We start from the raw sequence: 24,294 nt of genomic DNA, 5'->3' as shown, positions 1-24,294 counted from the left end.
GCAAAGTTAGCCTACCGTAAATTTACGGATAGCGCGGTTGCCCTTTCACTTTAGCTTGCATGCGTCGAGCATTGGTACATATCTTTAAAGAAATTGCTTAAACCCCCCTGACGATCGCTCATATCCTTCCTCAGGCCGATAAAAGCCAGAGTCCATCGGGACAGACTGCAGACTCAGTTCGAATTTGCGGAATGCGGATATCCAGTTCGACAAAGACATAGGTTTGGTAGGATCGCAAGCAGCAGTCCAGATTGACTTTTGCAGTATTCAACCATGGCATCCACCTATTCCTTCGACATTGTCAGCGACTTCGACGCCCAGGAGTTGGTCAATGCAGTAGACCAAACCGAACGGGAAATCAAAACTCGCTACGACCTCAAAGACACCAAAACGACCGTAGAGCTGGGAAAAGAAAATATCGTCATTCAAACCAACAGCGACTTTACCCTAGAGGCCGTACATTCCATCTTGCAAATGAAGGCTGTCAAGCGGAACCTGTCCCTGAAAATTTTTGACTACGGCAAAATCGAGTCCGCCAGCGGCAACCGAGTCCGTCAAGAGATCGCCCTCAAGCGCGGTCTCAACGCCGAACTGGCCAAACAAATCTCCAAATTAATTCGGGACGAGTTCAAGAAAGTCCAGGCTTCCATTCAAGGCGATGCCGTCAGAGTTGTGGCCAAGTCTAAAGATGAATTGCAGGCAATCATTCAACGCCTCAAGCAAGAGGACTTTCCCGTCGCCCTTCAGTTCACCAACTACCGCTAGACGGATTTTCTCCTCAAGCCCCTAAAATCCATTAGGATGACTGTAGAGGTCTATCACATCACTATGCTGCGCAAACTTTCACTCGCAACTCTGGGGATTAGCATCGGAGGCACGATGACCCTATCGGCCATCATTGCCTATATCTTTGAAAACGCCACGATCAATCTGATTGGGTTTAGCTACGGCATCCCTATCTTGCTGGGCGGGCTGGCCTTTAAGATTACGGAATTAAAGCCCATCAAGCCGACGCAGCAACCCTCCCCAGAAGTTGTTGAATTGAGAAAGGTGCAAGCTACGCAGACTCAAACTCAGATCGTCAAAGATGTGACGCGATACTGGTACGGGCAGGACGCCCACCTCGATACAGCGCTTAAAAAAGTAGGGCTGGGTCCCTCCAAGGAAGCGCAGCCCGTTTTGACGGGGTTCCACGAAACGGAAATCAAGGGAGCTTATGCCTTAGTTTTAGAGTTTTCGTCTCCAGGGCGTACCTTCGACCAATGGATGGTGAAGCAAGCAAAAATCGAGCGCTTTTTTGGCCCTGGCGTTCGCGCTTATATCAGCCAACCTCAAGAAGGCGCGATCGAACTGGCGCTCATTGCCGAGCCAGTCACTGCTGAAGCGCCTATCTCTGCCTGAAGCTCATGACCCAATGTTCTGAGATCGATGGGTTCCTCCGGCGGTACGAGCGATTTGGGGTCGAACTCGGCTTAGACCGAATTCTGGCTTTGTTGGAACGCCTGGGAAACCCCCATCAACGCGTTCCGATCGTGCACGTGGCGGGTACCAATGGCAAGGGCTCCGTTTGCGCCTATCTCTCTTCAGTTCTGACGGCGGCAGGTTATCGGACGGGGCGCTACACGTCTCCCCATCTGGTGGACTGGACCGAACGCATTACTTTGAACGACAAACCCGTTTCGCCCGATGCGTTGCTCGGTGCCCTCAAGCGGGTCGAGGCCGCCATCGAACCGGGCGAACCCACTCCCACGCAGTTTGAAGTATTCACAGCGGCGGCTTGGTGCATTTTTGCCGAGTCCGCTGCGGACGTTGCGGTTGTTGAAGTGGGTTTGGGGGGCAGGCTCGATGCGACCAACGTCTGCGATCGCCCCCTTGCAACCCTCATCACGTCCCTCAGCCGCGAGCACTGGCAGCGCCTCGGTCCTACCCTTGCAGACATCGCCCGCGAAAAGGCCGGGATTTTGAAGCCGGGATACCCCGCCATTATCGGACCGCTCCCGCCCGAAGCAGAGACTGTCGTCCGTCAGCGAATCGAAGCGTTAGGGTGCCCTGTCGTTTGGCAAAACCCAGCCCAGTGGATACCGGACAAGTTCGAACCCTACCCGTGGGCGATCGCAGACGATATCTCGTACCCGTTGCCATTGGCAGGGGACATCCAACTGACGAATTCAGCCTTGGCGATCGCCGCCCTTAAAGTCCTACAACAGCGGGGCTGGACGATTCCCGAAACAGCCATCCAAGCTGGAATGGCGCAAACCCAATGGCCGGGACGCTTGCATTGGACGACGTGGGAAGGAATGCGGCTGTTGGTGGACGGCGCTCACAACCCAGCGGCGGCAAAGGTGTTGCGACAGTACGTCGATACGGTGCATTCCGGCCCCGTGCATTGGCTGATGGGAATGCTGTCGACGAAAGACCATCGCGATATTTTTGAAGCGCTGTTGCGAAAAGGCGATCGCCTGACCTTGGTTCCCGTACCGGGGCACAGTACCGCAGCACCGCAGGAATTGGCCGAACTCGCCCAATGGGTTTGTCCTAATTTAGAAGGCTGCGATACGGCTTTAACGTTGACCGAGGGGCTGCAGATCCTCCAACGAGAAACGATAGTGTCAAACCCCTTAAACGTACTGTGCGGCTCGCTTTACCTGGTGGGCAAATTTTACGAACAGCAGCGCGACTTGCAAGAATTCACCCAAAAAAAGACTGAAAGCGAGCATGGAGGGATTCGAACCCCCGACCCTTAGGACCGGAACCTAATGCGCTATCCACTGCGCCACATGCCCATCACTCGACGGACCGATCTGCTTCTTCAGAAATTATACTGTCTCCCTTCCCAAAAAGAATGGGCGAAGGGAACGAGTCGGAGCGTTGGCTGCAATGCAGGGGGTCTTCCCCTACAGGAACGGCATGGGATCGATCGGTTCGCCGCCATTGCGGACTTCAAAGTGCAGATGCGGGCCAGTCGAAAGTCCGGTGGAGCCCACGGCGGCGACGGGCTGACCTTTCTGAACGGCCTGACCGGCAGCAACGTATATCTGGCTCGCGTGTCCGTACAGCGTCGTCAATCCATTGCCGTGGTCGATAATGACTGTATTGCCGTAGCCGCCCATCCATTCGGCAGAAATCACGACCCCATTGTCTGCGGCCCGAATGAGGCTGCCATAATCTGCGCCAAAGTCCACGCCATTGTGGAAGCGACTGGTTCCTAAGATGGGATGCACCCGCCAGCCGAAGATACTGGTCACGGGACCATCGGAAGGCAGTAAAAACTGCCCGGAACCCGGTACGAAGATCGCGCCTGGGAAGGCGATATTAGCCGCTAACTTTTGCTGAATGTTTTGCGAAATGCGGCTGGATTCTTCCGCTAACTGCTGCTCGGCTGCCGTGAGGGCTTCGCGATCGCTCTTGAGGCGATTCACGAGGATGCTTTCCGTCTGCGCTTGGTCTTCTGCCGAAGCTTTTTGGGTGGCGAGTTGCTGGGTGAGGAGGGCGATTTGATTCTTCTGCGTTTCGGCTGCCAGCTTTTGGGCCTCGATCGCGTCTTTCGATTTTTTGAGCGAAACCAGTGCCTTGCGGTCCTCGTCGTAAACCCGCTTGAACTGATACTGACGATCCATCAATTCTTCTAGGGAGCGGCTTTGCATCAGGGCCACCCAACCCCGAGCGTTATTCTGGCGTTGTAAAAATCGAAGCCGCGCGGCGGTGCTGGTTTGCTGTTTGCCGTACTGCGCCTGAGCCGTCGAGAGTTCTTTCTCAATAAGCTTCAGTTTTTCGGCAGCAGATTTGAGTTTCTCTTGCTGAGCTTCAATTTGCGCTGCGGTCGCTTCTATGGTTTGGCTGAGACCGCTGATGCGATCGCGCGCGGATTTTTCTTGCTGTTCTATGCGTTGCTTGGCCTGGTTGACGCTAGACCGATATCGATCGATTTGCTGTTGTTTTTGCTGGAGTTCTGGCAGCGATAAAGCATCGACAGCCCCTGCAGGAGCCGAGAAAAATTGCGCTCCCACCATAAACTGCAAACTGAGGCAGCAGGCTAAAATAACGACCCTAAAAGCGTTGGACATGCGTGTAATTTGAGTTTAGAACCGAGGCGGGTTCTAAATAAAATCGACTCGATGGTAGCAGAATCTACCGATCGATAGAGGGATACCTTAGGTTAATGTACCCGAATCTACGACCCGCCGATCGTGAATACACGCGAACCGAAATGCGCTACAGCGTCGCTTTAACTTGCCCTTCAAACCAGTCAACGATCTGCTGGAATTTTAATTGTTCGATTGCCACGCTTTCTTGGAGGGCGATTTTCCGCAGGGGCGCTAGTGCAGACATCAACAGGCGCTCGAATAATTCGATGAAGGCTTCGTCCGCCTGCGCCTGGATCTGGAGGTTGACATCTTGGCCGAGCCAGTCTTCGATCTGCTGCGGCTGAAGTTCGGCGATCGTCGTCCCCAAACCCGCGCTGACCTGTTGCAAATACCGCCAGCTATAGACAGCGATGCGAATGGAAAAGCGATCGCGGGTGGGCAGTAGCGTGCGATCGATTTGGGCGCATTCTTCAGGTGACAGGAAATCATTGAAGGGTTCAGGTAAGTTCAGCATGATGCAGTATCGAGCAGGTTCTTAAACTTAGCATCCCCGTTAGATTCAGTCCGGCAAAAAAGCAGGATCTAAAATCTCTGCGATCGCATAGGGGCATTCAGCGGGAAACACAGAGATGAGGAGTCCTGTTTCATCGCTGGCATCCTCTACTGCATCTTCGTAGCAATCAGTTAAACATTGCTCTAGGTGATTTTTAAGACTAGGGTACTTGCGACATAAGCGCTTAATTTGTTTTCGAGCTTCCTTGATTGAGCCAAGCCAACTTGAAGACCGCTGCTCGGGCTGGAACTGCCATTTCAGAAGATGCAGGAGCAGTCGGGCTACCTGACTTTCTAGCGCATCCCTATGCCGATTCCCCAAGTCTTCGATCTCCTCAATCAAATGGTCTAGGTCTAGATCTGCAAACCGATGCTCTCGCAGTAACTGGGCAGTACGATCCGACCATCGAACAAAATCGGCTTCATAGAGGGTTGTGGCTGCTTGCATCATGCATGGCCCCATGGGTTGGGCATATTGTACAAAATTACGATACCTAGTCTAGCTGTTCTGCACAGAGCATTACTCTACGCATGAGTCTGGCAAAAATGCAGCGTCTAGGATGTCTGCGATCGCATAGGGGCATTCAGCAGGAAATGTGTCGAAGGGTAGCCTTGTTTCAACAGATGCCAGTTCTCGCGCCTCGGTGTAACACTCACTCAATATTTCTTCTGGGTACGATTTGAGGCTAGGGGATTTTTTGATCTGTCGCTTAATCCGCTGTCGATGTTCGACAATAGAAGCTCTCCAACTGTTGGTCTGCTTGTGGGGCTGGAACTCCCATTTGAGTAGATGCAGCAAAATGATTTTGAGATTGCTATAGAGGGCATCTCGTTCGCGCCTGCTCAAGTCTTCAACCTCTTCAATAAGATTCTCTAGGTCTACCTCTGAAAAACGACCGTCTTTGAGCATCTGAGCGGTTTGTTCTGCCCATTGTGCAAAGTCCGTGTCATAAAGTAGTGTGGTTGTGTAGGTCATGCATCATCATCCTTTATTGGTTCGCGCTGGGCTGTGCTAATTTTGCGCGTAAGTGCTCAGACATTCGGAAGAGGGTGCCTTAGGTGCAATCCAAGTAAGATCCACCCTTCTAAAGCGGATTGCAGATCGTCCACGCAATCCGCTTCGCTTTCGCTATTTCCCCATACCCCTTCAAAGCCGGGAATGGTTCCAAACCAAGTACCATCATCAGGCACTTCGTATTGAGCCATTTGCATGGCGGCCCCAATGTAGTCGCTAATCATGAGATCGCCATCCTAATCAATGAATAATCTTCTAGCCCCTACTGCATCTCGCTCTCGATTGAGCGCTTCTTTTAATTCAGGCCATGCAGCCTCATCGTATCCAGACTTATCGTGCATCCATTCGTTGAGCATGGCGATTGCTCTGTCTCTTTGCTCTGCCGTAAGCGACTCTAGGAAAGCTGTCCGAGTATCGTTGGGTCTAATTGGTGTGGCTGTCATCCTTCACCATCCATTTCTGTAGGAATGTCCACTACGCCATTATTCTGGGAATGGCGGATGCCATGAACACATTATACTTTTAGGCTTGTCGTTTCAGGTTTTGTTGGCGGTGAGATTAAGTCGATTCTTCATCGAAGTAATCACTATCGATCTTTGGGATCTTGACCGTACGCGCAGACACTCCAACTTCATGGTCAATCATGAGTTCGACTAGGCGTGGCCCATCTACTAAAACAACACGTTCGACTGATTTTGCAAATCCGATGGCCTGTGCCGTATAACTTGATGTGGTGATAAACACACCTTTGTTCGCTCGCTGACCTGCTAATGCACCATAGAAAGCCTGAACTTCAGGACGGCCTACCGTTCCTTGCCACCGCTTGGCTTGGACATAGACCTTTTCAAGTCCGAGCTTGTCTAGGGAGATAACGCCGTCGATTCCACCGTCTGCCGATCCGCCCACACGTTGAAGATCTGCACGGTTGGCTCCATAGCCCATTCGGTGTAGCAGATCGAGCACGATGGTCTCGAAGAAAGATGGAGATACTGTAGCCAGGGATTCAAGAAGCTCTAAGGCAACTGAGCTTCGCAGTTCCGAGAGAGCTTCGCCTAGTCGGTCATCAGGACTTGCAACGGCTGACTCGGAAGCAGGTGTCTCGATCGGTGATTGAGATGCAAGGAATTCACTGTTAGCAGTTGGTTTCAGTCGCACGTCTATGAAGCCTGTAGCCAAATGCTCGATGATTTTTGGCGATAGTGAAGTCGGGTATTTTGCTAAAAACACAAGTCCATCTTCAGTGAGCTGCCAAAAGCCCCGACGGGGACTGCTTGATAGACCTGCACGCTTCAGACGATCGTGTGCCCAACCTGCACGATTCTTATACACAAGTTGTACACCGCTTGGGAGCAGTTCTTGCCGATCAACATCGGTTATACCCAACGCTTGTGCAGCAGCTTCATGAGCTTCACGAGCCGGAGCGCCACTTGGTCGAGTAGCCAAAAATCGAAGAATTGGCTCAATAAACTTGTCGTAGGTTGGAACGGTCATGCTGCATTGTCGGTGGAACGGGTCGGAAAAATGACAAAACTAGAAACTAGGGTTTATACGACAAGATGTCATCTAGGATTCCCCTACAGCATGTTATTGCACCAGCCCTATCTTTAAGAAGGGCTAAGTTGTAACCGTGAATGACCCCGAACAAGTCTCTGAGAAATCAGAACATTGACTTCAGGGAATAAGTATTTAGACAAATGCGGACAAAAGGACTTGAACCTTCACATCTTGCGATACTAGAACCTAAATCTAGCGCGTCTACCAATTCCGCCATGTCCGCAGGAATTAACGAAATCTATCATAACACCTTGCCCCCAAAACTCAAGGCTTTACCAAGAGACGCGATCGCCAATCTTCCGCAAGACCCCGGCTTTAACCCCTGGCACCCGCTTGAGGTCTTCAAGGGACGCGAAGGGCTGCTGCTGGCGGGTCTCTATAATCCGTTGAGCCAGCTTAGGGCCTACGCCCGGTAGGGCTTCGAGTTCTTCGCGGGAGGCAGTATTGAGGTTGATGCGCGGCGGATTGGCGCTTTCGGGTCTTGACCCGGCAGCAGCATCGATGCCGCAGGTTGCCTGGAGGGCCTGCCACCGATCGCGAATTTTATCCGGTAGCCCCAGCATGCTATTGGCCCACAGCCGCTCGTATTCCCGCTCGTAGTGGGCCGCAACCGTCGGATGCTCGATGACCAAAAGGGTTTCGTCATTGTGGCGATCGGCGGCTTCTGTCCAGTTGTGAGACCCCATGATGACCGTGGCGTCATCTACCACCCCGAATTTATGGTGCAGCAAGTCCCCTGGCAGTAGTTTGGGCATGCCTACCGTCGGAATCGGCTTCGGCCAAGGGCGATTATTAGGTTCTGTGCGGCAGGGCAGGGCCGCGCGGTCTGGACTCCCATCGTCCTGGGGGGCTTCTGGAGAATCGCTGACTTTGCGGGCGCGAACGGGGAGCGATGCACCTAATAAATCGAGCGCTTCGCTGTAGTACTGAAAGGCAAAGGTCGGTTCGATTAAAACGCGCAGAGCAGCGCCTTTTTGAGCCGCTGTTTCGAGCCGATCGGCAATGGCCTGGTCTGAAAAGACAAACAGGGCAAGGTCGATCTTTTTCCGGCCTTGGGCCAGGGTTTGTCCGATCGATCCGCTAGAACTAAACTCCCAAGGCACATCCGCAGGCGTCGGCGAAAACTTAACGCGGATTGCAGCATCCCCAACCTGGATGCGCTGGGCGGGACGAAAGGGCTTCTGGACGCCGAACCGACTGTCTGGCTTGCCGCCAGGACCATCACCCCAGAGGAGGTTAAATTCTTCAGTGAAGAGTGTGGCGATCGCCGGACTCTGAATTTGCACGAGGGAATTGGCGTTCCCCAAACTCTGTTTCGGCGCAAAGTCGCCGTGGAAATCGGACATTGTAAAGTTGGCGGAGGGTACGATCGCCCACTGACCATCAATGACGACAAACTTGTGGTGCATTAACCCGCTCCCAGCGGAGCCATCGGCAGTATCGTCCAGCCACGGGATGCCAGCTTTAGCAACAATCGCCAGGGCATCGTAGTTGTCAATCTCACTAGCAGCGAACTGTCCATCGCCGTTGCGATCGATGAGTCGCACATTTTCGCGGTGGCGTGCTTGCTGGCGGGCATCCATCTGCTGGACCTCAGCAGCGGTAATGCTGCTGAGGGGGCGGCTGTAGATATTTTCCAGTACGAGGCGAACTCGGACGCCTGCTACAGCGCGATCGCGCAAAGCCTTGGCAATGAGGGGCGATCGCAGTTCCTGGACGGCTACATCCACGGTGGAACGCGCTGATTGAATGCGATCTACGATAATCTGCTCCAGGTTGTCGCCCAGGCGCGTTTGGTTGCGGTAGGGTTCCGCGTAGCGATTGAGGGGGTTGTGGTTGGTATAGACCTGGATTAAAGGGTGTTGCGGCAACGGCTGCGATCGCTCGGCGTTGAGACGGGGCCCCTGACACCAGCGAAAAATCAGCGCCAGCACGAAGCCTAGCCCCACTAGAAAGAGGACGCCCTGAAGCGTTTTATGAAACCTCTGAAGCTTTGGCCATCCCATGCCAGGTCCAGAACACCCTAAAATTGAGTAGGAGAAATCAAGTCTCTCTTTAACTTAAAGCGTCCTTCGGAAGAGGGAAAGCCTCAAGGGTGAAAGTCTTTGCTTCGACTGGAGCAGTTGCAATACTGTTCGGTTAAGTTCAGTGATTCTTGCGCTTGGCCCCCTAGCCCCCCTTTCTTATAGCCCTACCGGGCTTTATTCTGGGGGATTCTGAACTCAAAATCCCCCAGAATTGGGGGATTTAGGGGCGGATGCAATGTCTTTGCTTCTTATCCGAACAGTATTGGGAGCGGTTGAACTACCATTTTTCTCAAGATCGTGACGGTTTCTGTTCCAGTAATTTGGAGAGCGTCACTACCTTCAGTCCTCTCCGTTGCAATTCCGGCAGCACTTGCTCGAGGGTTTTGACCGTGCGTTTGCCCCACTCCCCATTGTCGCCGCGATCGTGAAGGATTACGATCGCCCCAGGGCGGACATTGCCCAGTATTTGGGTCGAGGCAAACCGAGAAGACGGAATCAAAGTGTCGTAAGGCCAAATTGAGCCTAGGGCGACCCGATAGCCGTATTTCCGAGCGACTTTCATCATGTCGCGGTTGGCCATCCCGCTACCCGGCCTCAGCCAATTGATTCGCACTGGTTTGTCGCGAGTCTGTGCCGCCTCTAAAATGCTTCGCTGAGTCTCGAGCAACTCCGATTCAAACGTGGAGAGGGGAAGCGAAATACTCGGCTCATCCGCCCAGAGGTGGTTGCCCACTTCATTCCCTTGCTCAACCATCTCAGCAATCAAGGATTGATTTTTGGCTGTGATTCGCCCTCCAATCAAAAAGAAGGTCGCATGGGCGTCGTACTTTTTGAGAACTTGTAAGATCTGGCGGGTTGTATTGGCATTGTGGGTGTCTGTATCGTCTGGCCCATCGTCAACGGTCAGCGCAACCATCGGAGCCTCTGTCTCTACAAAGAACGTAGCGCCCGGACAGAGCCACGGCGATAGCTGCGTCCACAACCACCTGGGTTGAAGCCAAAGCAAGCTCGTCAAGCCTCCGGCGGCCAGCAACATGAAAACGATCGGCAGCATTTGCTTCTGTTTTTGAACGGTCGTCGTTTTTACCAAATTTGACATTGCCGTCGCTCGGTAAGATTGGCACTGGACCGCAGCCAGCTACGATGAAAGACGACCCACTTAGGTTTTGACCGCCATGTCTTCTGCTCCGCTTACGCTGAATTTGGTTGAAGGTTCGGTTACGTTTAGCTTTAGCCCAGAGGCAGCTAGGGGGCTGCAAGCGGCGATCGCCGAGCTGATGCAGCAGCTCAAGGCCATTGCCAATAAGCCCGCCGCTGGCGAAAAACCCGCACCCCAAAAGTCCATGGAATACCAACACCGTAGCGATGTTTTTGTAGAATGCTACTGCAATCCTAATATCTGGCCCAGCCCTTTCGCCGCTAAAGTCTTAATTACCGTCCGCGACGAGCGCATCCGCATCACCACCGAAGCCGAACTCACCCGCATTACCGAAGACCTCAATACCTATCTCGAAAATCACGCGCCCTAACGGGTTGACTGAGCGACGGCGCGCACCCCAACGTTCACGATGCCCGCTTTTGGGCTTTAGCCCGAGCGCGCGAGGGCGATGCCTTGGTTTTTGTCGCACCAGCGCCGCTGGGATTGCGGATTTGGTCGGCCTGGGCCAGAAGGGACGCGGCAAAAGCCAAGACTTGATCGGTCGCGCTACCGCCTGCAAGTTGGGCCAATTCCAGGGGACGTTCTCGCTCGTCAAGGGACTGGATGCGGATTGCGGTGCGAGGCTCGCTACGCTGTTCCTCGGCAGAACCTGAATCGGCGGCAACGATCGTTTTCTCGACGCGGAAGTGCCGATCGGCGATCGCCGCAATAATAGGCTGGTGGGTGACGCACAGAATCTGATGGGTTTGACTGAGGTGGTGCAGCTTCTCGGCGATCGCCTGGGCTACGCGTCCCGATACGCCCACGTCCACTTCGTCGAATACGAAGGTTGCCACGGGGTCGATTTGGGAGAAACAGGCTTTGAGAGCTAATAAAAATCGGCTCATTTCGCCGCCAGAGGCCGTTTCGGCCAGGGGCTGGAGCGGTTCGCCGGGGTTGGGGCTGAAGACGAAGGTAATGCGATCGGCCCCGTGAGCGGTGGGGGCCATCGGCTCGATCTGGACGCAGAACTGAACTTTTTCCATGGCTAAGGGTTTCAGTTCGCGGATCAAGCGCGTCTCTAAATCTAAAGCGATCGGCTGCCGCAGGGCGGTGAGCTGCTCGCAGGCTCGGATTAAGGTCGTCCGAGCGGCAGCGGAGGCTTGCTCCAAGGCTTCGAGGGACTGCCCCTCTCCGGTGAGGGCCTCTAGTTCCGCCTCAATGCGGACCTGATGGGCGATCGCCTCCGTCAGCGTCGGCCCGTACTTGCGGCAGATTTGCTTGAGCTGCTGGAGGCGAACCTCCACCTCCTGAAGCCGCTGGGGGTCGGTTTCGAGGCTATCGCCATAGCGATGGATCTGGGTGCCCGCTTCCTGAACCTGAGCGAGGGCTTCTTGGACTAAATCTGAAATCGGCTGCACTTGAGGATCCACCGCGCTCATGTCCTCTAACACGGCGACCGCTTTACCCAGGAGGTCCGTACAAGCAGACGCCTGAGGGGAATCGTAAAGGAGTTGGTAAGCCGTACTGCTCTGAGCCTGCAGTTCGACGCTATGGCTGAGGCGTTGGTATTCGTGGGTGAGCTGCGTTTGTTCTTCCGGGTCCCTGAGATCGGCTTCGGATAGTTCTTGCCGTTGAAAGTTCAGCCCGTCAATTTGCTGAAGGCGCTGCTGGGCGGTTTGGCGGTAGCGATCGAGCTGCTGCTGGGCGGTTTGGTACTTCTGAAATGCGTCGGCAACGAGCTGTCGCTGGGCGAGCAGCGCTTTCCCGCCAAAGGCATCGAGCCAATCGCGCTGAAGGGCGGGTTGCCCCAACTGGAGCGTCTGACCCTGGGCCGTAATTTCGACCAAGCGATCGCGCAGGCTCTCCATCTGCTGCTTGTTGACCAGCACCCCGTTCACCCGCGATCGGCTGCGCAGCGTCCCTTGAGCGCTGGAGACCTCGCGGCTGCAGATTAGCACGGGGTCCTCCAGGGGGTCGATTTCGGTTTCCGCAAGCCAGGCCCGGAGGCGATCGCTGAGCTGAAAACTGGCCTCTAAGAATGTTTTAGTGGATCCCATTCGGATCGTGCGGCTGTGGGCCTTCCCGCCCAAGGCCAGATCGAGGGCATCTAAAATAATCGATTTTCCGGCCCCCGTCTCGCCCGTGAGAACGTTAAGACCGCTCCCAAAGGTCAGATCGAGCCGATCGATCAGGGCAAAATTTTCAATCCGCAGGGAAACCAGCATAGGCAGTCAGCGGCTGAAGCGTCCGAAGCTCTAAATAGCGAAACTGTCTCCCAGGGTATCAAGGATCCGCCGCAAACGAATGCGCTGCGTCCGCTCCTTTGCAGAACCGATATTTCTTACTGCAATTCCTGTTGGCGACAATACTCAGAAGTTTGATGTTTGTTGTTACAATCCTTTACATAGGGATACATTTTCAGCAATCTGCAAACAGCGATAATTACGATAGTCCGTTGCTTTGCTTCGCAGATCTGAATCCAACCTTGCTCTTTACCGTGCTGACTATGACGCTGGCAGAAAGACCAAAACCACTCCTTTTAGAAGACGAAAGCGACCTGCTGACCGTTGAAGTAGTGGATTGGGTGCCACCCGTTCCGCTGTCTTCCGCTCAAGGGCCTCCCCCGCGAGATACCACCGTTCAGCCCTACGACCCAGAACGCATTCGGCAGCAGTATCAAGGCAAGTGGTTTCAGGTCACCCAGCGCTGGTTGGCCATTCTGTTACCCTTCACCCGCTTTGTATTTTTCCGGTGGTGGGATTCTAAGACGGATAAAACTCGCAAAAAAGAGCGAGCCCGCGCCATTGCGTTGCGGGAGATGCTGACCAACCTGGGGCCTGCCTTCATTAAAATCGGCCAAGCGCTATCCACCCGCCCCGATATTCTGTCCGGTGCTTTTCTAGAAGAGCTATCTAAACTCCAGGATCAGATTCCACCCTTTGATAACGCCGTCGCCTATCGCTTTATCGAAGAAGAATTAGGCGCGCCCTATACCGATGTATACGACGAACTCAGCCCCGACCCGATCGCCGCTGCATCCTTAGGGCAGGTTTATAAGGGACGCCTCAAAACGGGCGAAGCCGTTGCGGTCAAGGTGCAGCGCCCCGATCTGGCCGACCAGATCACCCTGGATATCTACATCATTCGAGGCTTGGCGAGCTGGGCTCAAAAGACCTTTAAGAAAAATATCCGTTCCGACTTGGCTGGCATCTTAGACGAATTTGCAGGTCGTCTCTTTGAGGAGATGGACTACATTCAGGAGGGCAAAAATTCCGAGCGCTTCATTGCGCTGTACGGCTATCTGCCCGACATTTACGTTCCGAAAATTTACTGGGAATACACCAACACCCGCGTCCTCACGATGGAGTGGATTGCGGGCATCAAGCTCAACCAGCCCGAAAAAATTCTGGCCCAGGGTATCGATGCCAGCCACCTCATCGATGTCGGCATCCAGTGCTCCCTCCGCCAGCTTCTAGAGCACGGCTTTTTCCACGCCGACCCCCATCCCGGCAACCTATTGGCCATGCCCAACGGCAAGTTGGCCTATCTCGACTTTGGCATGATGAGCGAGATCAACGTGGAGCAACGCTACGGCCTGCTCAATGCGATCGTCCACATCGTCAACCGCGAGTTCGATTCCCTTGCCTACGACTACGTGCGTCTCGGCTTTTTAACGCCCGATGTGGACGTTACGCCGATCGTCCCGGCGCTGTCAAAAATCTTTAACGATGCCCTCGGCTCCAGCGTGGCAGACCTCAACATCAACCGGATTTTTGACGGCCTTTCAGATGTCATGTACGAGTTCCCCTTTCAGGTGCCTGCATACTACGCCTTGATCGTGCGATCGCTCATCACCATGGAAGGCATCGCCATGAGCGTCGATCCCAACTTCAAGGTGTTGAGTGCGGCCTACCCCTACGTTGCCAAGCGCCTGCTCACCGACACGGCTCCCGAATTGCGCGCCAGTCTCAAAGATCTGTTGTTCAAAGACGAAAGCTTTCGCTGGAACCGCCTCGAAAACCTGCTGAACAACGCCCGCAACGTCGAAAACTACGACCTCAACCAAGCGCTCAACCAAGCCGTCGAGTTTTTGTTTTCAGAGCGGGGTGACTTTATCCGCGATCGCCTGGCTGACGAACTGGTTAAAAATCTAGACCAATTCGGCCAAAATACCCTTCAAAGTTTGAGCCATCAGCTTCAAGAGCGCCTCGGCTGGAAAAAAAATGCAAACCAAAGCGCCCTAGACCCTCAACCACCGCACACCGATGCCGACCGCATCCAGCGCATTTGGAGATTGCTCCAAGAGACCCCTGGTTTTGACGCCAGCGCGCTCATCCCCGTCCTCGCCAATGTGGTGACGCGCGCGGAAGCCCAAGCTTTAGGCGTTCAGGTCGCGACGGGCTTGGTCCAGCGCACCGCTGCGCGTTTGCTCCGCGAATGGCTGCTGCCCAAAACCGCCTCCCCAGAGGCAAACCATTACGCCCTGAGTCCAAAGCGATAGTTAATTTCAATCCCTTGGTAAAATAAAAGTCTGTCTTGCTCGACATCGACACCCTTGACGATGTAAATCCAGATCGAGCAGCCTACTAAAGCGCAAACCCTAAAACGCAACCCATAAAAACGCGATTTAGCAACATACAGATATCCAAGGAGAGCACGTTGCTTACGGACGCCTTTAAAACAACCAAATCAGAAGAAATTTTTGCAGCCGCACAGCAGCTCATGCCAGGTGGCGTGAGCTCCCCCGTGCGTGCGTTTAAGTCAGTGGGCGGCCAGCCCATTGTGTTCGATCGCGTCAAAGATGCCTACATTTGGGATGTAGACGGCAACCAGTACATCGACTACGTGGGCACTTGGGGTCCTGCTATCTGCGGCCATTCCCATCCTGAAGTGATTGAAGCCCTGCGACAGGCTTTAGACAAAGGTACTAGCTTTGGCGCGCCTTGCGTACTTGAAAACGTGTTGGCTCAAATGGTGATCGATGCGGTCCCCAGCATCGAAATGGTACGGTTTGTAAACTCCGGTACCGAGGCCTGCATGTCGGTATTGCGCCTCATGCGCGCCTTTACCAAACGGGAAAAAATCATCAAGTTTGAGGGCTGCTACCACGGCCACGCCGATATGTTTTTGGTGAAGGCTGGGTCTGGCGTGGCCACGCTCGGATTGCCAGATTCTCCTGGAGTGCCCAGCTCGACTGCCAGCAGCACGCTGACCGCACCCTATAACGACCTCCAAGCCGTCCGCGCCCTGTTTGAAGAAAACCCCGAGCAGATTGCTGGGGTCATTTTAGAACCCGTGGTGGGCAATGCTGGCTTTATCGTGCCCGATGCCGGATTTTTGGCAGGACTGCAAGAGCTGACCAAGGAGTACGGCGCGCTGCTGGTCTTTGACGAAGTCATGACGGGTTTTAGAATTGCCTACGGTGGCGCTCAGGAAAAATTCGGCATTACGCCAGACCTCACCACGATGGGCAAAGTGATCGGCGGCGGTCTGCCCGTCGGCGCTTACGGGGGTCGTCGCGACATTATGAACATGGTGGCTCCGGCAGGACCGATGTACCAAGCGGGAACGCTCTCTGGGAATCCTTTGGCGATGACGGCGGGCATTAAAACGCTGGAGTTGCTGAACCGTCCGGGGACATACGAACAGCTCGATCGCATGACGGGCAAGCTCGTTAACGGGTTGCTCGGCATCGCGCAGGAGTGCGGCCATGAGGTTTGTGGCGGACACATTAGCGGGATGTTCGGCATGTTCTTCACGGCTGGGCCAGTCCACAATTTTGAGGACGCAAAGGCTTCGGACGTGCACAAGTTCGGGCGTTTTCATCGGGGCATGCTAGAGCGAGGCATTTACTTGGCTCCGTCTCAGTTTGAGGCTGGATTTATGTCTCTCGCCCACACGGATGCAGATATCGACCGAACGTTAGAAGCTGCAAAGGCGGTTTTGTCTTCGATCTAGAACGATCGCCCTCCGCTACCACAAAACCCTCGGTCGCGAACCGAGGGTTTATCGATCTGGAAGCTCTAGGGCGAGTTGATACACGTCCCGGCGCGATAGGTTTAGAGTTTTGGCGACTTGGCGGCTGGCCTGCGATCGCGGCATCCCTTCTCTCAACAAAACCAATAACGCCTCTCGGACATCCGTCTCGCTCAATTCAACCACTTCTGACACATACCCCGCCACCACTAGGGTGAATTCGCCACGGGGTTCAGTGGTGGTGAAATGGGCGATCGCCTCCCCCAATCCGCCGCGCCAAAAGGTCTCATAGCGCTTCGTCAACTCCCGCGACACCACGATGGAGCGTTCCTGCCCAAGCACCTCGCTTAATGCTTGAAGCGTTTGGAGCAACCGATGGGGGGCTTCGTAGAAAATCATTGTTCGGGTTTCTTGGGCTAAGGCTGTCAGTCGCTGTTGCCGTTCGGAACCTTTGACAGGCAAAAACCCTTCAAAACAAAAGCGATCGGTGGGTAAACCCGATGCGCTCAGCGCCGTAATGGCTGCGGTCGGGCCGGGAATGGGCACGACTAAAATGCCTTCAGCAACGCAGGCTTGAACGAGTTCGTAGCCCGGATCGGAGATCCCTGGCATTCCAGCATCGGTGACGAGGGCGATCTGCTGTCCGGCATGGAGGCGCTCTAGCAGTGCGGGCAAGCGAGACAGGATGTTGTGCTGGTGGCAGCTAATTTGGGGCGTTTTGATTTGGAAATGGTGGAGTAGTTTTCCGGTGTGACGCGTGTCCTCGGCGGCGATCGCATCTACGGTCTGCAAGATCCGCACGGCCCGAAAGGTCATGTCTTCTAGGTTGCCGATGGGGGTGCCGACAACATAAAGGGTGCCAACAGAATTGCTGGCGATTTCGGGTTCATTCATGTCGCATTGGCAATTTAAGACTCAATTAGTTTGTATCTAGTGAAAAAACATATTTATTCTATTAACGGAGTTGTGTCAATCAAAATACAACCTTACAATATCAAACCAATCTAGAAAATAACAGAGTTGGCGCATAGCAATCAAAATCTCTTTGCAGAGCAATATTTTAACGCAAAACAATTATTCATCAAAAAGAGGAGTCAGATCTTCGTAAAAGCAGAAAAACTTTTCGAACATTTCTTTGCCATTCTCATTAATTAAATCCATTCTTTTATAATTCTTTTCGAAATCAGCCATTTTTTCTTTCAAATTTTCATCTGAGTCTTTGCCAGAGATTTCAACACTAACGCTAAGCTTTGTTCTTTCTTTTAAGAGATGCGCCAATTTCTTGTCAAATGTAAGAGGATATAAAGTGTGGTTAATATCATGGTCAAATTGACGTGAAATATTGCAATATTGAATCATCTCAATATCAGCCAATCCTTGAAGTTGCTCTCTACGAGCTTTTGAAATCGAAGCGGTCATGCCAATAGAGATGTTCCTTAATTTTTTCATCTTAGACTTTAGAAAATTGGTTTGAGTATTGGTTGAGTAGATCTTATCTTCGAGATGGCAAGCAACAATGTAACGAATGACACTACGATCAAAGTATCGCAAATTAATTCTATATCTTGAGACAATTTCTTGGGAAATAAATAACGGAGGTCTAAACATCTCAATTCTCAATTTGTCCTCGTCTTCTTCGTTGGAAGGAAATTTGTAATAGAGTTCATGCTGCATTTCCTTTTTCTTTAGTTTTTTAATCAATTTCAATATTTCCTTCTCATCGTAGCTAATATTTCTGAGAGTTGATCTTGCAATCCTATAATTATCTAATCCAAAATAGCAAATTCTTTCGACCCCAAATTCTCTAATCAAAGAAAAAATTTCTTCTAAGGTAGAATTGAAGATTTTGAGGTTTCCAGGAATTTCCCTTTGATTAAATTCATAAAAAATACAAGGAGTTAAGACTATTTCTATTTGTTTTTCTGAATAATTCAAAAGAAAATTGAAAATCATAAATATAGCGATTAATCGAATATATCTTTTTCTATTATTTTCGCTGTTTTTATTTTTTTCTTTGTGCTGTAGATCAATTAAGATTTGATTGTCAATTATTAATCGCCATGGTTCTGGCATTCCGTATATAGATACTAAATTATCGGAAATAAAGATAAAATCTTGAAGAAGATCAGACTTTTCTTCGTTGTTTAAACTATTTATTGTATCGAACAACCAATTTGGTATTTGTGACATGTCTATGTTAGTGAGATTTTTTCTTGGAAATACTCTGTGATCGCAGCCACTCTACCAAATTATCTAGTGCCGTAAATTCCAACAATGCCTCGCCCAAAGCTTCAACCTGAGCAATCGATAAGTCTTCCACTTGCGATGTTAGGTCTGGAGCGATTTCACCAATACGACGCGTGAGAAGGCGAAGAACTAGCTTTATCTCGCCTCTTTCTTCGCCTTCTTGCAAAGCTTCCTGATAGACCTTCGTTTCCCTGAGTTCGCTTAAGCCCAACATGCGCGCTATTTCCTCTCAACTAAGCTGTGGAAATATATACACGACTATAGATCAGATCAAGCAGAGTGATAATAGACAACTGGTGTTAATGGGAGGGACTTGTAAAGACTGTCTTAGAAATACGATAGGAAATGACTCTCTCGGCAGTGTATGAATCGTCCCTTCTTAGCACAACGACTGCGGCCATAGGAAGCCACAGTCGTGCGACATACAGTCCGAGCAGAATTAAGCAGCCTGAATTAGTCCGCTGTGACGCAAAAGCGCCTCCGTGCTGGGTTCTCAACCGCGAAATGCCTTAAACACTTCCATCGGGTGCTTGCTGCCGCCGAGCGCCAGAACCGTCTCGCGGAAAAGACGTCCGGTTGTAATGACCGCCGCATCGTTCTCTAGCCCAGTCTCTTCAAAGGCCGCAAACGCATCGGCACTCAGGACCTCGGCCCATTTGTAGCTGTAGTAGTCCGCCGAATAACCGCCCGCAAAAATATGCCCAAAGGCACAGAGGAACGCATCCTCTGGCAATGGCTTGAGGACTGTGGTGGTTGGCAATGCGATCGAGCAGTTGTCCGATCGTCTCGCTGCCGCCGGGCTGGTAGCAATGGTGCAGTTCGATATCCATCGTCGAAAAATAGACCTGACGCAGCGTCGCACTCCCGCTCATATAGGTGCGGGCCCCTAATAGGCGCTGATCGTACTCCTCCGGCAAAGGCGCGCCCGTCTCATAATGGCGGGCCATGCAACAAAATAGCGAGATCGTAGCTTAACCTTCACTCCGCGTTTAGGCACAAATTCAGCCTAACTAGCCTTCAACTTTGACGTAAATAGACGCAGATTCGAACAAACTGTGATAGTCTTTTGAGAAAATTGGCTTACCTTATATAAAATTTCGATATTATTAAGCGTCCACCCCTCCGCCACGAGTTCAGCCATCCGTGTACGTCAAGCGCTTAGAGCTATCTTATTTCAAATCCTTTGGCAGCACAGCCACCATTCCGTTGCTGCCCGGATTTACCGTCATTTCAGGACCCAATGGGTCGGGCAAGTCTAATTTATTAGATGCCATGCTATTTGCCTTGGGCCTTTCTGGTTCGAAGGGAATGCGCGCCGAGCGACTGCCGGACTTGGTCAATCAAGCTCAGCTCAAACGCGGGCACTCCATCGTCGAAACGAAAGTGACGGTGACCTTCGATATTTCCGATGTGCCCTTAGAAGATGCCCCTCCCCTAGCAGATGGAACGTCCCCCGCAGAGCAAACCGCCGAACGAGAATGGGAAGTAACGCGCAAACTGCGCGTTACAAAGCAGGGTACCTATACATCCACCTACGCCATTAACGGCGAACCCTGCACCCTAACGGATCTCCACGACCAAATGAATCGGCTGCGGATTTATCCTGAAGGCTATAACGTGGTGCTTCAGGGAGACGTGACGGGTATTATTTCCATGAACGCACGCCAGCGCCGCGAAATTATCGACGAACTGGCCGGGGTTGCCAACTTCGATCGCAAAATCAACCAGGCCAAGGAAAAGCTGGATGCGGTCAAGGAACAAGAAGATCGCTTTCGGATCGTAGAACAGGAGCTGAAGGAACAGTGCGATCGCCTCGACAAAGATCGCATCAAAGCCCAAAAGTACCAGCTCCTCCGCGCTGAGTTCAACGAAAAATCCACCTGGGAAAATGTTTTAGCCTATCGCCAAATTCAGCAGCAGATCGAGCAGATCCAGAAGCAAATTCAGGCTGAAGTGCAACAGCAGACGCAGCTAGAGACCGACCTTCAGGCGATCGCCATCGAAATTCAGAGCCTATCGGAAACCTTGGCCGAACTGAACGCTCAGGTTAAAGCGTTGGGCGAAGACGAACAACTGGCAGTGCAAGCGGCGATCGCCACCCAAGAGGCCGAACTGCGCCAGCTCGAACGCCAGCAAGCCGAACTCAAGGCCGCCCAGCAGACCGCAGCAGAGCGAGCGCAACAGCTCCAGCAGCAAATGGTTGAAGAACAGACTCAGCTTGCCGCCCTGGGACAGCAGCGCCACAGCCTCGAAGCCGAAACCCTGACGGAACTGACCCAATTGCGGGACAAAGCCCAGGCAGACCTCAAGCACATTCGCGAACAGTCTAAGGATATCGCCGCCTCTGCCGATGCCTGGGTGCAGGAGCAAGCTCGACTTCGCCAGCAAATGGAAGCGTTACTGAGCACCTTAGACCCCCAACGCTCGGAATTCGCTCAACTGCAAGAGCGGGTCGAACAACTCGGTCGCCAGTGCGCGCTGCAAACGGACGAAAGTCAAACCCTCGCTCAAACCATTGCCGAAAAGCAGATTCAGCTGACCGCAGCCCAATCCGAACTCGAAACTCAGCAGCGCTCCGTTCAAACCCTAGCAACCGCTCTCGCCGCCGCCGATGAAAGCGTCCGCACCGAGCAAGAAACCCATACCCGCCTCCAACGCGAGCAGCGCGAAAAACAGCGCCAGCTCGATCAATTGGAGGCGAAGGAAGAAGCGCAGCAAGAAGCCCAGGGAACCTTTGCAACCAAAATTTTATTAAAATCCAATCTCTCCGGCGTTTACGGATTAGTTGCTAACCTGGGTCGCGTAGAACCCCAGTATCAAATTGCCCTAGAAACCGCTGCCGGAGCGCGAATGGGACATTTGGTGGTAGACAACGACGAAGTTGCCGCCGCTGGGATCGAACTGCTCAAGCGGGAACGAGGCGGGCGCGCGACGTTTTTGCCCCTCAACAAGCTGCGTTCTGCTCAGGATTTACCCAATCTCCAAGTCGAAGGGGCGATCGACTACGCAGTTTACCTGATCGACTTCGACCCTAAGTACGATGCCGTATTTGCCTATGTTTTTGGCAATACCGTGGTATTTGAAACCCTCAGTGCCGCGCGTCGCTACATCGGTCGCTATCGCATCGTCACCCTAGACGGCGAATTGCTCGAACCCACGGGTGCCATGACGGGAGGCAGTCGCTCCCACCAGCAAACCCTCCACTTTGGCAATGCCGAAGCTGGAGAATCTGCCGAAATTTTGGCCTTGCGCCAACGCCTGGCTGAGATCGAGCAAATTCTAAGCCGCATCGAATCCCGGCTCAGCACGCATCAAGCATCCCTCGCAACCGAAACCCAAGCGCTAACTGCCGCTCGCCAACTGCATCGAGACGTGCAGTTCCAGGTGGAACAATTGACCAAAGAGCTTCAGGGCTTAACCCAGAACCGCGATCGCCTCGCTCAGCAACTCGCTGCCAGCGATCGAGAACGATCGACGGCCAGCACTCGACTCCAAACGCTAGAGACAGAACTACCTCAGCAAGAGGCGGAACTGGGGAGACTGAGAACGGCGATCGCTACCCTAGAACAGTCCCAGACCCACGGCGAATGGCAGCATATCCAGGCCCAAATCCAAGCCCAAGAAACGCAACTCAACGAACGCGAAGCCGCCCTACGGGAAGCCCAGCAGCAACTTCAGACGTTGGACCTGCAATTGTTGCGCCTCCAAGAAAAACAGCAGCAGAATCAAACCGAAATCGAGCGAACGCAGCAGCAGCAAACCACTGCCCAACAACAAGAAACCGCGATCGTAAAGCAGCAGCAACAGGTCGGTGCCGCGATTGCCGAGCTGCGGGTCGAGCTGCAGCGGCTGGAGGCGCACTTGGGAGAGGCAAAGCAGAATCGCGATCGGGCCGAGCAGCATCTGCGCGCCCGTACCGCAGCCCAACAGGAAATGACCTGGCAAATCCAAAAGTTGCAAGAAACCCAGCAGCAGCAGCAAGAACAAATCGCACAATTCCAACTCCAACTTCAAGAGAAAGTACAAGAACTCCCAGATCCCCTTCCCGAACTACCGGAGGGATTGACGCTGGAAGCCCTGCGAGAGGAGTTGCGGTCTTTACAGCGGCGGATCCAGGCAATGGAACCCGTCAACATGCTAGCCATTGAGGAATACGAGCGCACCCAAGCCCGCCTCGAGGAACTGGTGCAGAAACTGACCACTCTCGAAGACGAACGCACCGAATTGCTGTTGCGAATTGAAAACTTTACGACGCTGCGGCGAAATTCTTTCCGCGAAGCCTTTGATGCGGTCAACGATAGCTTTCAGACTATCTTTGCCGGGTTATCCGATGGGGATGGCTACCTCGAGCTAGAAGATCCTGAAGATCCGTTCCGGGGCGGTCTCAATCTTGTGGCCCATCCCAAGGGCAAGCAGGTGCAGCGCTTGGCCTCTATGTCCGGGGGCGAAAAATCCCTGACGGCCCTCAGCTTTATTTTTGCCCTTCAACGCTATCGCCCTTCTCCTTTTTACGCATTGGATGAAGTCGATAGTTTCCTGGATGGGGTGAATGTGGAGCGCTTAGCCAAGACCATTCGCCAGCAAACGGAAGGCGCTCAATTTATCGTGGTCAGCCACCGTCGTCCCATGATTGAGGCCGCAGACCGCACGATTGGCGTGACCCAGGCACGCGGCACCCATACTCAGGTAATTGGGATGCAGCTCAGACCTTCCGAGTCTTCGTTCAAGTCGTGCTAGTCGAAAAAATTTGCCGTAATTCTGCCTCAACTGAGCTAGGACTATACCCTAACTTAAACGCTAGCGAACTATCCAGAGAAACATCAGCAGGACGGGGTGCGGCCATCCGTATATCTGCTTGCTGGCAAGCCTGCAGCAATTGTTCGGAACAGTTCAAAATCTTAGCCAGCATTTTGCCAAAATTATAGCGAGAGATGCGTTCCGTTCCGCCTAAATGCAGACAGCTCGGCCCTTCCCTTAAAGCCAGCAAAATGCCTTGCGCGGCAGTCTGTCCGCTGACAGGCGTACGGACTTCATCCGTAAAAAGCTTAAGGGGTTGTCCTGCTTGAAGCGTACTCACAAAAGACTGCAAAAAAATTTGGGCATGGGGGGAGACCCCAAACATCAAGGGCATCCGACAAACGATCGTTTTGGGATTGCGCGCGCTCATCCCCTCCTCCGCCATGACCTTATGTTCGCCGTAGAGATTGACGGGCGCAACGGGAGCAGTTTCAGCATAGGGCGGATTTGACCCATCAAAAACCTGATCGGTAGAAATGAACGCGCAGGGAATTTCGAGCGCCCCGCAATACTCCGCCAAATTCAGAGAAGCCCGAACGTTGACTGCAAACGATTCATCGGGATTCATTTGACAATCGTTGGGTCGCGAAAGCGCTGCCGCATGAATCACCGCATCCGGTCGGAGATTTTGGATCGAATCCCTCAGGGCATCGCGATCGGTGAGGTCGATCGGTAAAGCAGCGATACCCGGACAGTCAATGGCGTTGCGATTCACCGCTCCATAGACATCCCAGTCTAATTGGGCTGCTTTGCACAAATACCATCCCAGAAATCCGCTCGCCCCGGTAATGAACAGTTTCTTTCGGGTCATTCCTTCAACCAATCTTTCTAAAATAGTTTAGTTTAGCAGAATGGTCGATCGGGCCGCTCGCGCTTAGTCTCTAGACGATATTTCATCCA

The 24,294-nt window shown here is 52.9% G+C and carries 22 protein-coding genes, 2 tRNA genes and 1 pseudogene; 7 read left to right on the top strand and 18 right to left on the bottom strand.

The genetic code is table 11. The features are described 5' to 3' along the window. Positions 1-130: 130 nt before the first annotated feature. Positions 131-271, bottom strand: a complete 141-nt coding sequence (locus R6H26_RS06505; protein ID WP_404789351.1) for a hypothetical protein — start codon at positions 269-271, stop codon at positions 131-133. A 2-nt stretch (positions 272-273) separates the two neighbouring features. On the opposite strand from R6H26_RS06505, the gene R6H26_RS06500 reads away from it, so the two are divergent. The 3 genes from R6H26_RS06500 to R6H26_RS06490 all read left to right on the top strand — a co-directional run bounded on the left by R6H26_RS06500 (position 274) and on the right by R6H26_RS06490 (position 2,744). Beyond that, on the top strand, positions 274-765 hold the full coding sequence (locus R6H26_RS06500; RefSeq protein WP_404789349.1) for a YajQ family cyclic di-GMP-binding protein: 492 nt from the start codon (positions 274-276) through the stop codon (positions 763-765). A 114-nt stretch (positions 766-879) separates the two neighbouring features. After that, positions 880-1,401 carry a DUF2854 domain-containing protein gene (locus tag R6H26_RS06495; protein ID WP_404789347.1) on the top strand — a complete coding sequence of 174 codons (522 nt, stop codon included), beginning with the start codon at positions 880-882 and terminating at the stop codon, positions 1,399-1,401. 5 nt (positions 1,402-1,406) lie between these two features. Next, entirely contained in the window at positions 1,407-2,744 is a 1,338-nt protein-coding gene (locus R6H26_RS06490) for a bifunctional folylpolyglutamate synthase/dihydrofolate synthase (protein ID WP_404789345.1), read from the top strand. Here R6H26_RS06490 and R6H26_RS06485 read toward each other — a convergent pair. The 11 genes from R6H26_RS06485 to R6H26_RS06435 all read right to left on the bottom strand — a co-directional run bounded on the left by R6H26_RS06485 (position 2,711) and on the right by R6H26_RS06435 (position 10,332). Next, positions 2,711-2,783, bottom strand: a tRNA-Arg gene (locus R6H26_RS06485). The genes R6H26_RS06490 and R6H26_RS06485 overlap by 34 nt on opposite strands. A gap of 111 nt (positions 2,784-2,894) precedes the next feature. After that, positions 2,895-4,064 (bottom strand): murein hydrolase activator EnvC family protein, encoded by a 1,170-nt coding sequence (locus tag R6H26_RS06480; RefSeq protein ID WP_404789344.1) that lies wholly within the window; start codon positions 4,062-4,064, stop codon positions 2,895-2,897. Positions 4,065-4,212: 148 nt separating this feature from the next. Next, positions 4,213-4,599, bottom strand: a complete 387-nt coding sequence (locus R6H26_RS06475) for a hypothetical protein (protein ID WP_404789343.1) — start codon at positions 4,597-4,599, stop codon at positions 4,213-4,215. Between the two features lie 45 nt (positions 4,600-4,644). Continuing rightward, positions 4,645-5,088: a DUF29 domain-containing protein gene (locus R6H26_RS06470; RefSeq protein ID WP_404789341.1), complete on the bottom strand. Its 444-nt coding sequence runs from the start codon at positions 5,086-5,088 to the stop codon at positions 4,645-4,647. Positions 5,089-5,157: 69 nt separating this feature from the next. Next, positions 5,158-5,613, bottom strand: a complete 456-nt coding sequence (locus tag R6H26_RS06465) for a DUF29 domain-containing protein (RefSeq protein WP_404789339.1) — start codon at positions 5,611-5,613, stop codon at positions 5,158-5,160. A gap of 56 nt (positions 5,614-5,669) precedes the next feature. Next, positions 5,670-5,876: a type II toxin-antitoxin system HicB family antitoxin gene (locus R6H26_RS06460; RefSeq protein ID WP_404789338.1), complete on the bottom strand. Its 207-nt coding sequence runs from the start codon at positions 5,874-5,876 to the stop codon at positions 5,670-5,672. A gap of 12 nt (positions 5,877-5,888) precedes the next feature. Continuing rightward, on the bottom strand, positions 5,889-6,095 hold the full coding sequence (locus tag R6H26_RS06455) for a hypothetical protein (protein ID WP_404789336.1): 207 nt from the start codon (positions 6,093-6,095) through the stop codon (positions 5,889-5,891). A 115-nt stretch (positions 6,096-6,210) separates the two neighbouring features. Beyond that, positions 6,211-7,143 (bottom strand): restriction endonuclease, encoded by a 933-nt coding sequence (locus tag R6H26_RS06450; protein WP_404789334.1) that lies wholly within the window; start codon positions 7,141-7,143, stop codon positions 6,211-6,213. 204 nt (positions 7,144-7,347) lie between these two features. Further along, positions 7,348-7,429, bottom strand: a tRNA-Leu gene (locus tag R6H26_RS06445). 49 nt (positions 7,430-7,478) lie between these two features. Beyond that, a complete protein-coding gene (locus tag R6H26_RS06440; protein ID WP_404789332.1) occupies positions 7,479-9,212 on the bottom strand; it encodes a DUF655 domain-containing protein in 1,734 nt (577 codons plus the stop codon). A 310-nt stretch (positions 9,213-9,522) separates the two neighbouring features. Then, the gene (locus R6H26_RS06435) at positions 9,523-10,332 is read right to left on the bottom strand and encodes a chitin deacetylase family protein (RefSeq protein ID WP_404789331.1); all 810 of its coding nucleotides are present in this window, start codon (positions 10,330-10,332) and stop codon (positions 9,523-9,525) included. A gap of 76 nt (positions 10,333-10,408) precedes the next feature. On the opposite strand from R6H26_RS06435, the gene R6H26_RS06430 reads away from it, so the two are divergent. Next, positions 10,409-10,762 (top strand): hypothetical protein, encoded by a 354-nt coding sequence (locus R6H26_RS06430; protein ID WP_404789329.1) that lies wholly within the window; start codon positions 10,409-10,411, stop codon positions 10,760-10,762. Between the two features lie 34 nt (positions 10,763-10,796). On the opposite strand, the gene recN is transcribed toward R6H26_RS06430, so the two are convergent. After that, positions 10,797-12,599, bottom strand: a complete 1,803-nt coding sequence (gene recN / locus R6H26_RS06425) for a DNA repair protein RecN (RefSeq protein ID WP_404789327.1) — start codon at positions 12,597-12,599, stop codon at positions 10,797-10,799. 281 nt (positions 12,600-12,880) lie between these two features. Between recN and R6H26_RS06420 the strand changes: the two genes are divergently transcribed. Continuing rightward, the gene (locus R6H26_RS06420; protein WP_404791234.1) at positions 12,881-14,875 is read left to right on the top strand and encodes an ABC1 kinase family protein; all 1,995 of its coding nucleotides are present in this window, start codon (positions 12,881-12,883) and stop codon (positions 14,873-14,875) included. A gap of 221 nt (positions 14,876-15,096) precedes the next feature. After that, entirely contained in the window at positions 15,097-16,332 is a 1,236-nt protein-coding gene (gene hemL / locus R6H26_RS06415) for a glutamate-1-semialdehyde 2,1-aminomutase (RefSeq protein WP_404791232.1), read from the top strand. A gap of 48 nt (positions 16,333-16,380) precedes the next feature. Here hemL and rsmI read toward each other — a convergent pair whose 3' ends face one another. The 4 genes and pseudogenes from rsmI to R6H26_RS06395 all read right to left on the bottom strand — a co-directional run. Then, positions 16,381-17,244, bottom strand: coding sequence for a 16S rRNA (cytidine(1402)-2'-O)-methyltransferase (gene rsmI, locus R6H26_RS06410; protein WP_404789326.1), 864 nt, complete (start codon positions 17,242-17,244; stop codon positions 16,381-16,383). 180 nt (positions 17,245-17,424) lie between these two features. Beyond that, positions 17,425-18,540 (bottom strand): hypothetical protein, encoded by a 1,116-nt coding sequence (locus R6H26_RS06405; RefSeq protein ID WP_404789324.1) that lies wholly within the window; start codon positions 18,538-18,540, stop codon positions 17,425-17,427. A gap of 7 nt (positions 18,541-18,547) precedes the next feature. Further along, the gene (locus tag R6H26_RS06400) at positions 18,548-18,811 is read right to left on the bottom strand and encodes a DUF4351 domain-containing protein (RefSeq protein ID WP_404789323.1); all 264 of its coding nucleotides are present in this window, start codon (positions 18,809-18,811) and stop codon (positions 18,548-18,550) included. Positions 18,812-19,090: 279 nt separating this feature from the next. Further along, positions 19,091-19,544 (bottom strand): annotated as a pseudogene (locus tag R6H26_RS06395) (M3 family metallopeptidase); the annotation flags it as partial. A gap of 196 nt (positions 19,545-19,740) precedes the next feature. Here R6H26_RS06395 and smc point away from each other — a divergent pair. Next, complete coding sequence (gene smc, locus R6H26_RS06390) at positions 19,741-23,334, top strand: chromosome segregation protein SMC (RefSeq protein ID WP_404789321.1); 3,594 nt, start codon at positions 19,741-19,743, stop codon at positions 23,332-23,334. Here smc and R6H26_RS06385 read toward each other — a convergent pair. Continuing rightward, positions 23,321-24,205 (bottom strand): SDR family oxidoreductase, encoded by an 885-nt coding sequence (locus R6H26_RS06385; RefSeq protein ID WP_404789320.1) that lies wholly within the window; start codon positions 24,203-24,205, stop codon positions 23,321-23,323. The two genes, smc and R6H26_RS06385, sit on opposite strands and share 14 nt — an antisense overlap. Positions 24,206-24,294: the final 89 nt, after the last annotated feature.

Origin of the sequence: Altericista sp. CCNU0014, assembly GCF_044923475.1 — a bacterium.
Lineage (GTDB): Bacteria > Cyanobacteriota > Cyanobacteriia > Thermosynechococcales > Thermosynechococcaceae > JAAURS01.
Note: the sequence above shows the minus strand (reverse complement) of the source record. Positions and strands in the feature narration are given on the sequence as shown.

Bases quoted from the DNA above. Each gene is read 5' to 3' on its own strand.
- R6H26_RS06500 (WP_404789349.1), top strand. From the start codon at position 274: ATGGCATCCACCTATTCCTTCGACATTGTCAGCGACTTCGACGCCCAG.
- R6H26_RS06495 (WP_404789347.1), top strand. From the start codon at position 880: ATGACCCTATCGGCCATCATTGCCTATATCTTTGAAAACGCCACGATC.
- R6H26_RS06490 (WP_404789345.1), top strand. From the start codon at position 1,407: ATGACCCAATGTTCTGAGATCGATGGGTTCCTCCGGCGGTACGAGCGA.
- R6H26_RS06480 (WP_404789344.1), bottom strand. From the start codon at position 4,064: ATGTCCAACGCTTTTAGGGTCGTTATTTTAGCCTGCTGCCTCAGTTTG.
- R6H26_RS06475 (WP_404789343.1), bottom strand. From the start codon at position 4,599: ATGCTGAACTTACCTGAACCCTTCAATGATTTCCTGTCACCTGAAGAA.
- R6H26_RS06470 (WP_404789341.1), bottom strand. From the start codon at position 5,088: ATGATGCAAGCAGCCACAACCCTCTATGAAGCCGATTTTGTTCGATGG.
- R6H26_RS06465 (WP_404789339.1), bottom strand. From the start codon at position 5,613: ATGACCTACACAACCACACTACTTTATGACACGGACTTTGCACAATGG.
- R6H26_RS06460 (WP_404789338.1), bottom strand. From the start codon at position 5,876: ATGATTAGCGACTACATTGGGGCCGCCATGCAAATGGCTCAATACGAA.
- R6H26_RS06455 (WP_404789336.1), bottom strand. From the start codon at position 6,095: ATGACAGCCACACCAATTAGACCCAACGATACTCGGACAGCTTTCCTA.
- R6H26_RS06450 (WP_404789334.1), bottom strand. From the start codon at position 7,143: ATGACCGTTCCAACCTACGACAAGTTTATTGAGCCAATTCTTCGATTT.
- R6H26_RS06440 (WP_404789332.1), bottom strand. From the start codon at position 9,212: ATGGGATGGCCAAAGCTTCAGAGGTTTCATAAAACGCTTCAGGGCGTC.
- R6H26_RS06435 (WP_404789331.1), bottom strand. From the start codon at position 10,332: ATGTCAAATTTGGTAAAAACGACGACCGTTCAAAAACAGAAGCAAATG.
- R6H26_RS06430 (WP_404789329.1), top strand. From the start codon at position 10,409: ATGTCTTCTGCTCCGCTTACGCTGAATTTGGTTGAAGGTTCGGTTACG.
- recN (WP_404789327.1), bottom strand. From the start codon at position 12,599: ATGCTGGTTTCCCTGCGGATTGAAAATTTTGCCCTGATCGATCGGCTC.
- R6H26_RS06420 (WP_404791234.1), top strand. From the start codon at position 12,881: ATGACGCTGGCAGAAAGACCAAAACCACTCCTTTTAGAAGACGAAAGC.
- hemL (WP_404791232.1), top strand. From the start codon at position 15,097: ATGCCAGGTGGCGTGAGCTCCCCCGTGCGTGCGTTTAAGTCAGTGGGC.
- rsmI (WP_404789326.1), bottom strand. From the start codon at position 17,244: ATGAATGAACCCGAAATCGCCAGCAATTCTGTTGGCACCCTTTATGTT.
- R6H26_RS06405 (WP_404789324.1), bottom strand. From the start codon at position 18,540: ATGTCACAAATACCAAATTGGTTGTTCGATACAATAAATAGTTTAAAC.
- R6H26_RS06400 (WP_404789323.1), bottom strand. From the start codon at position 18,811: ATGTTGGGCTTAAGCGAACTCAGGGAAACGAAGGTCTATCAGGAAGCT.
- R6H26_RS06385 (WP_404789320.1), bottom strand. From the start codon at position 24,205: ATGACCCGAAAGAAACTGTTCATTACCGGGGCGAGCGGATTTCTGGGA.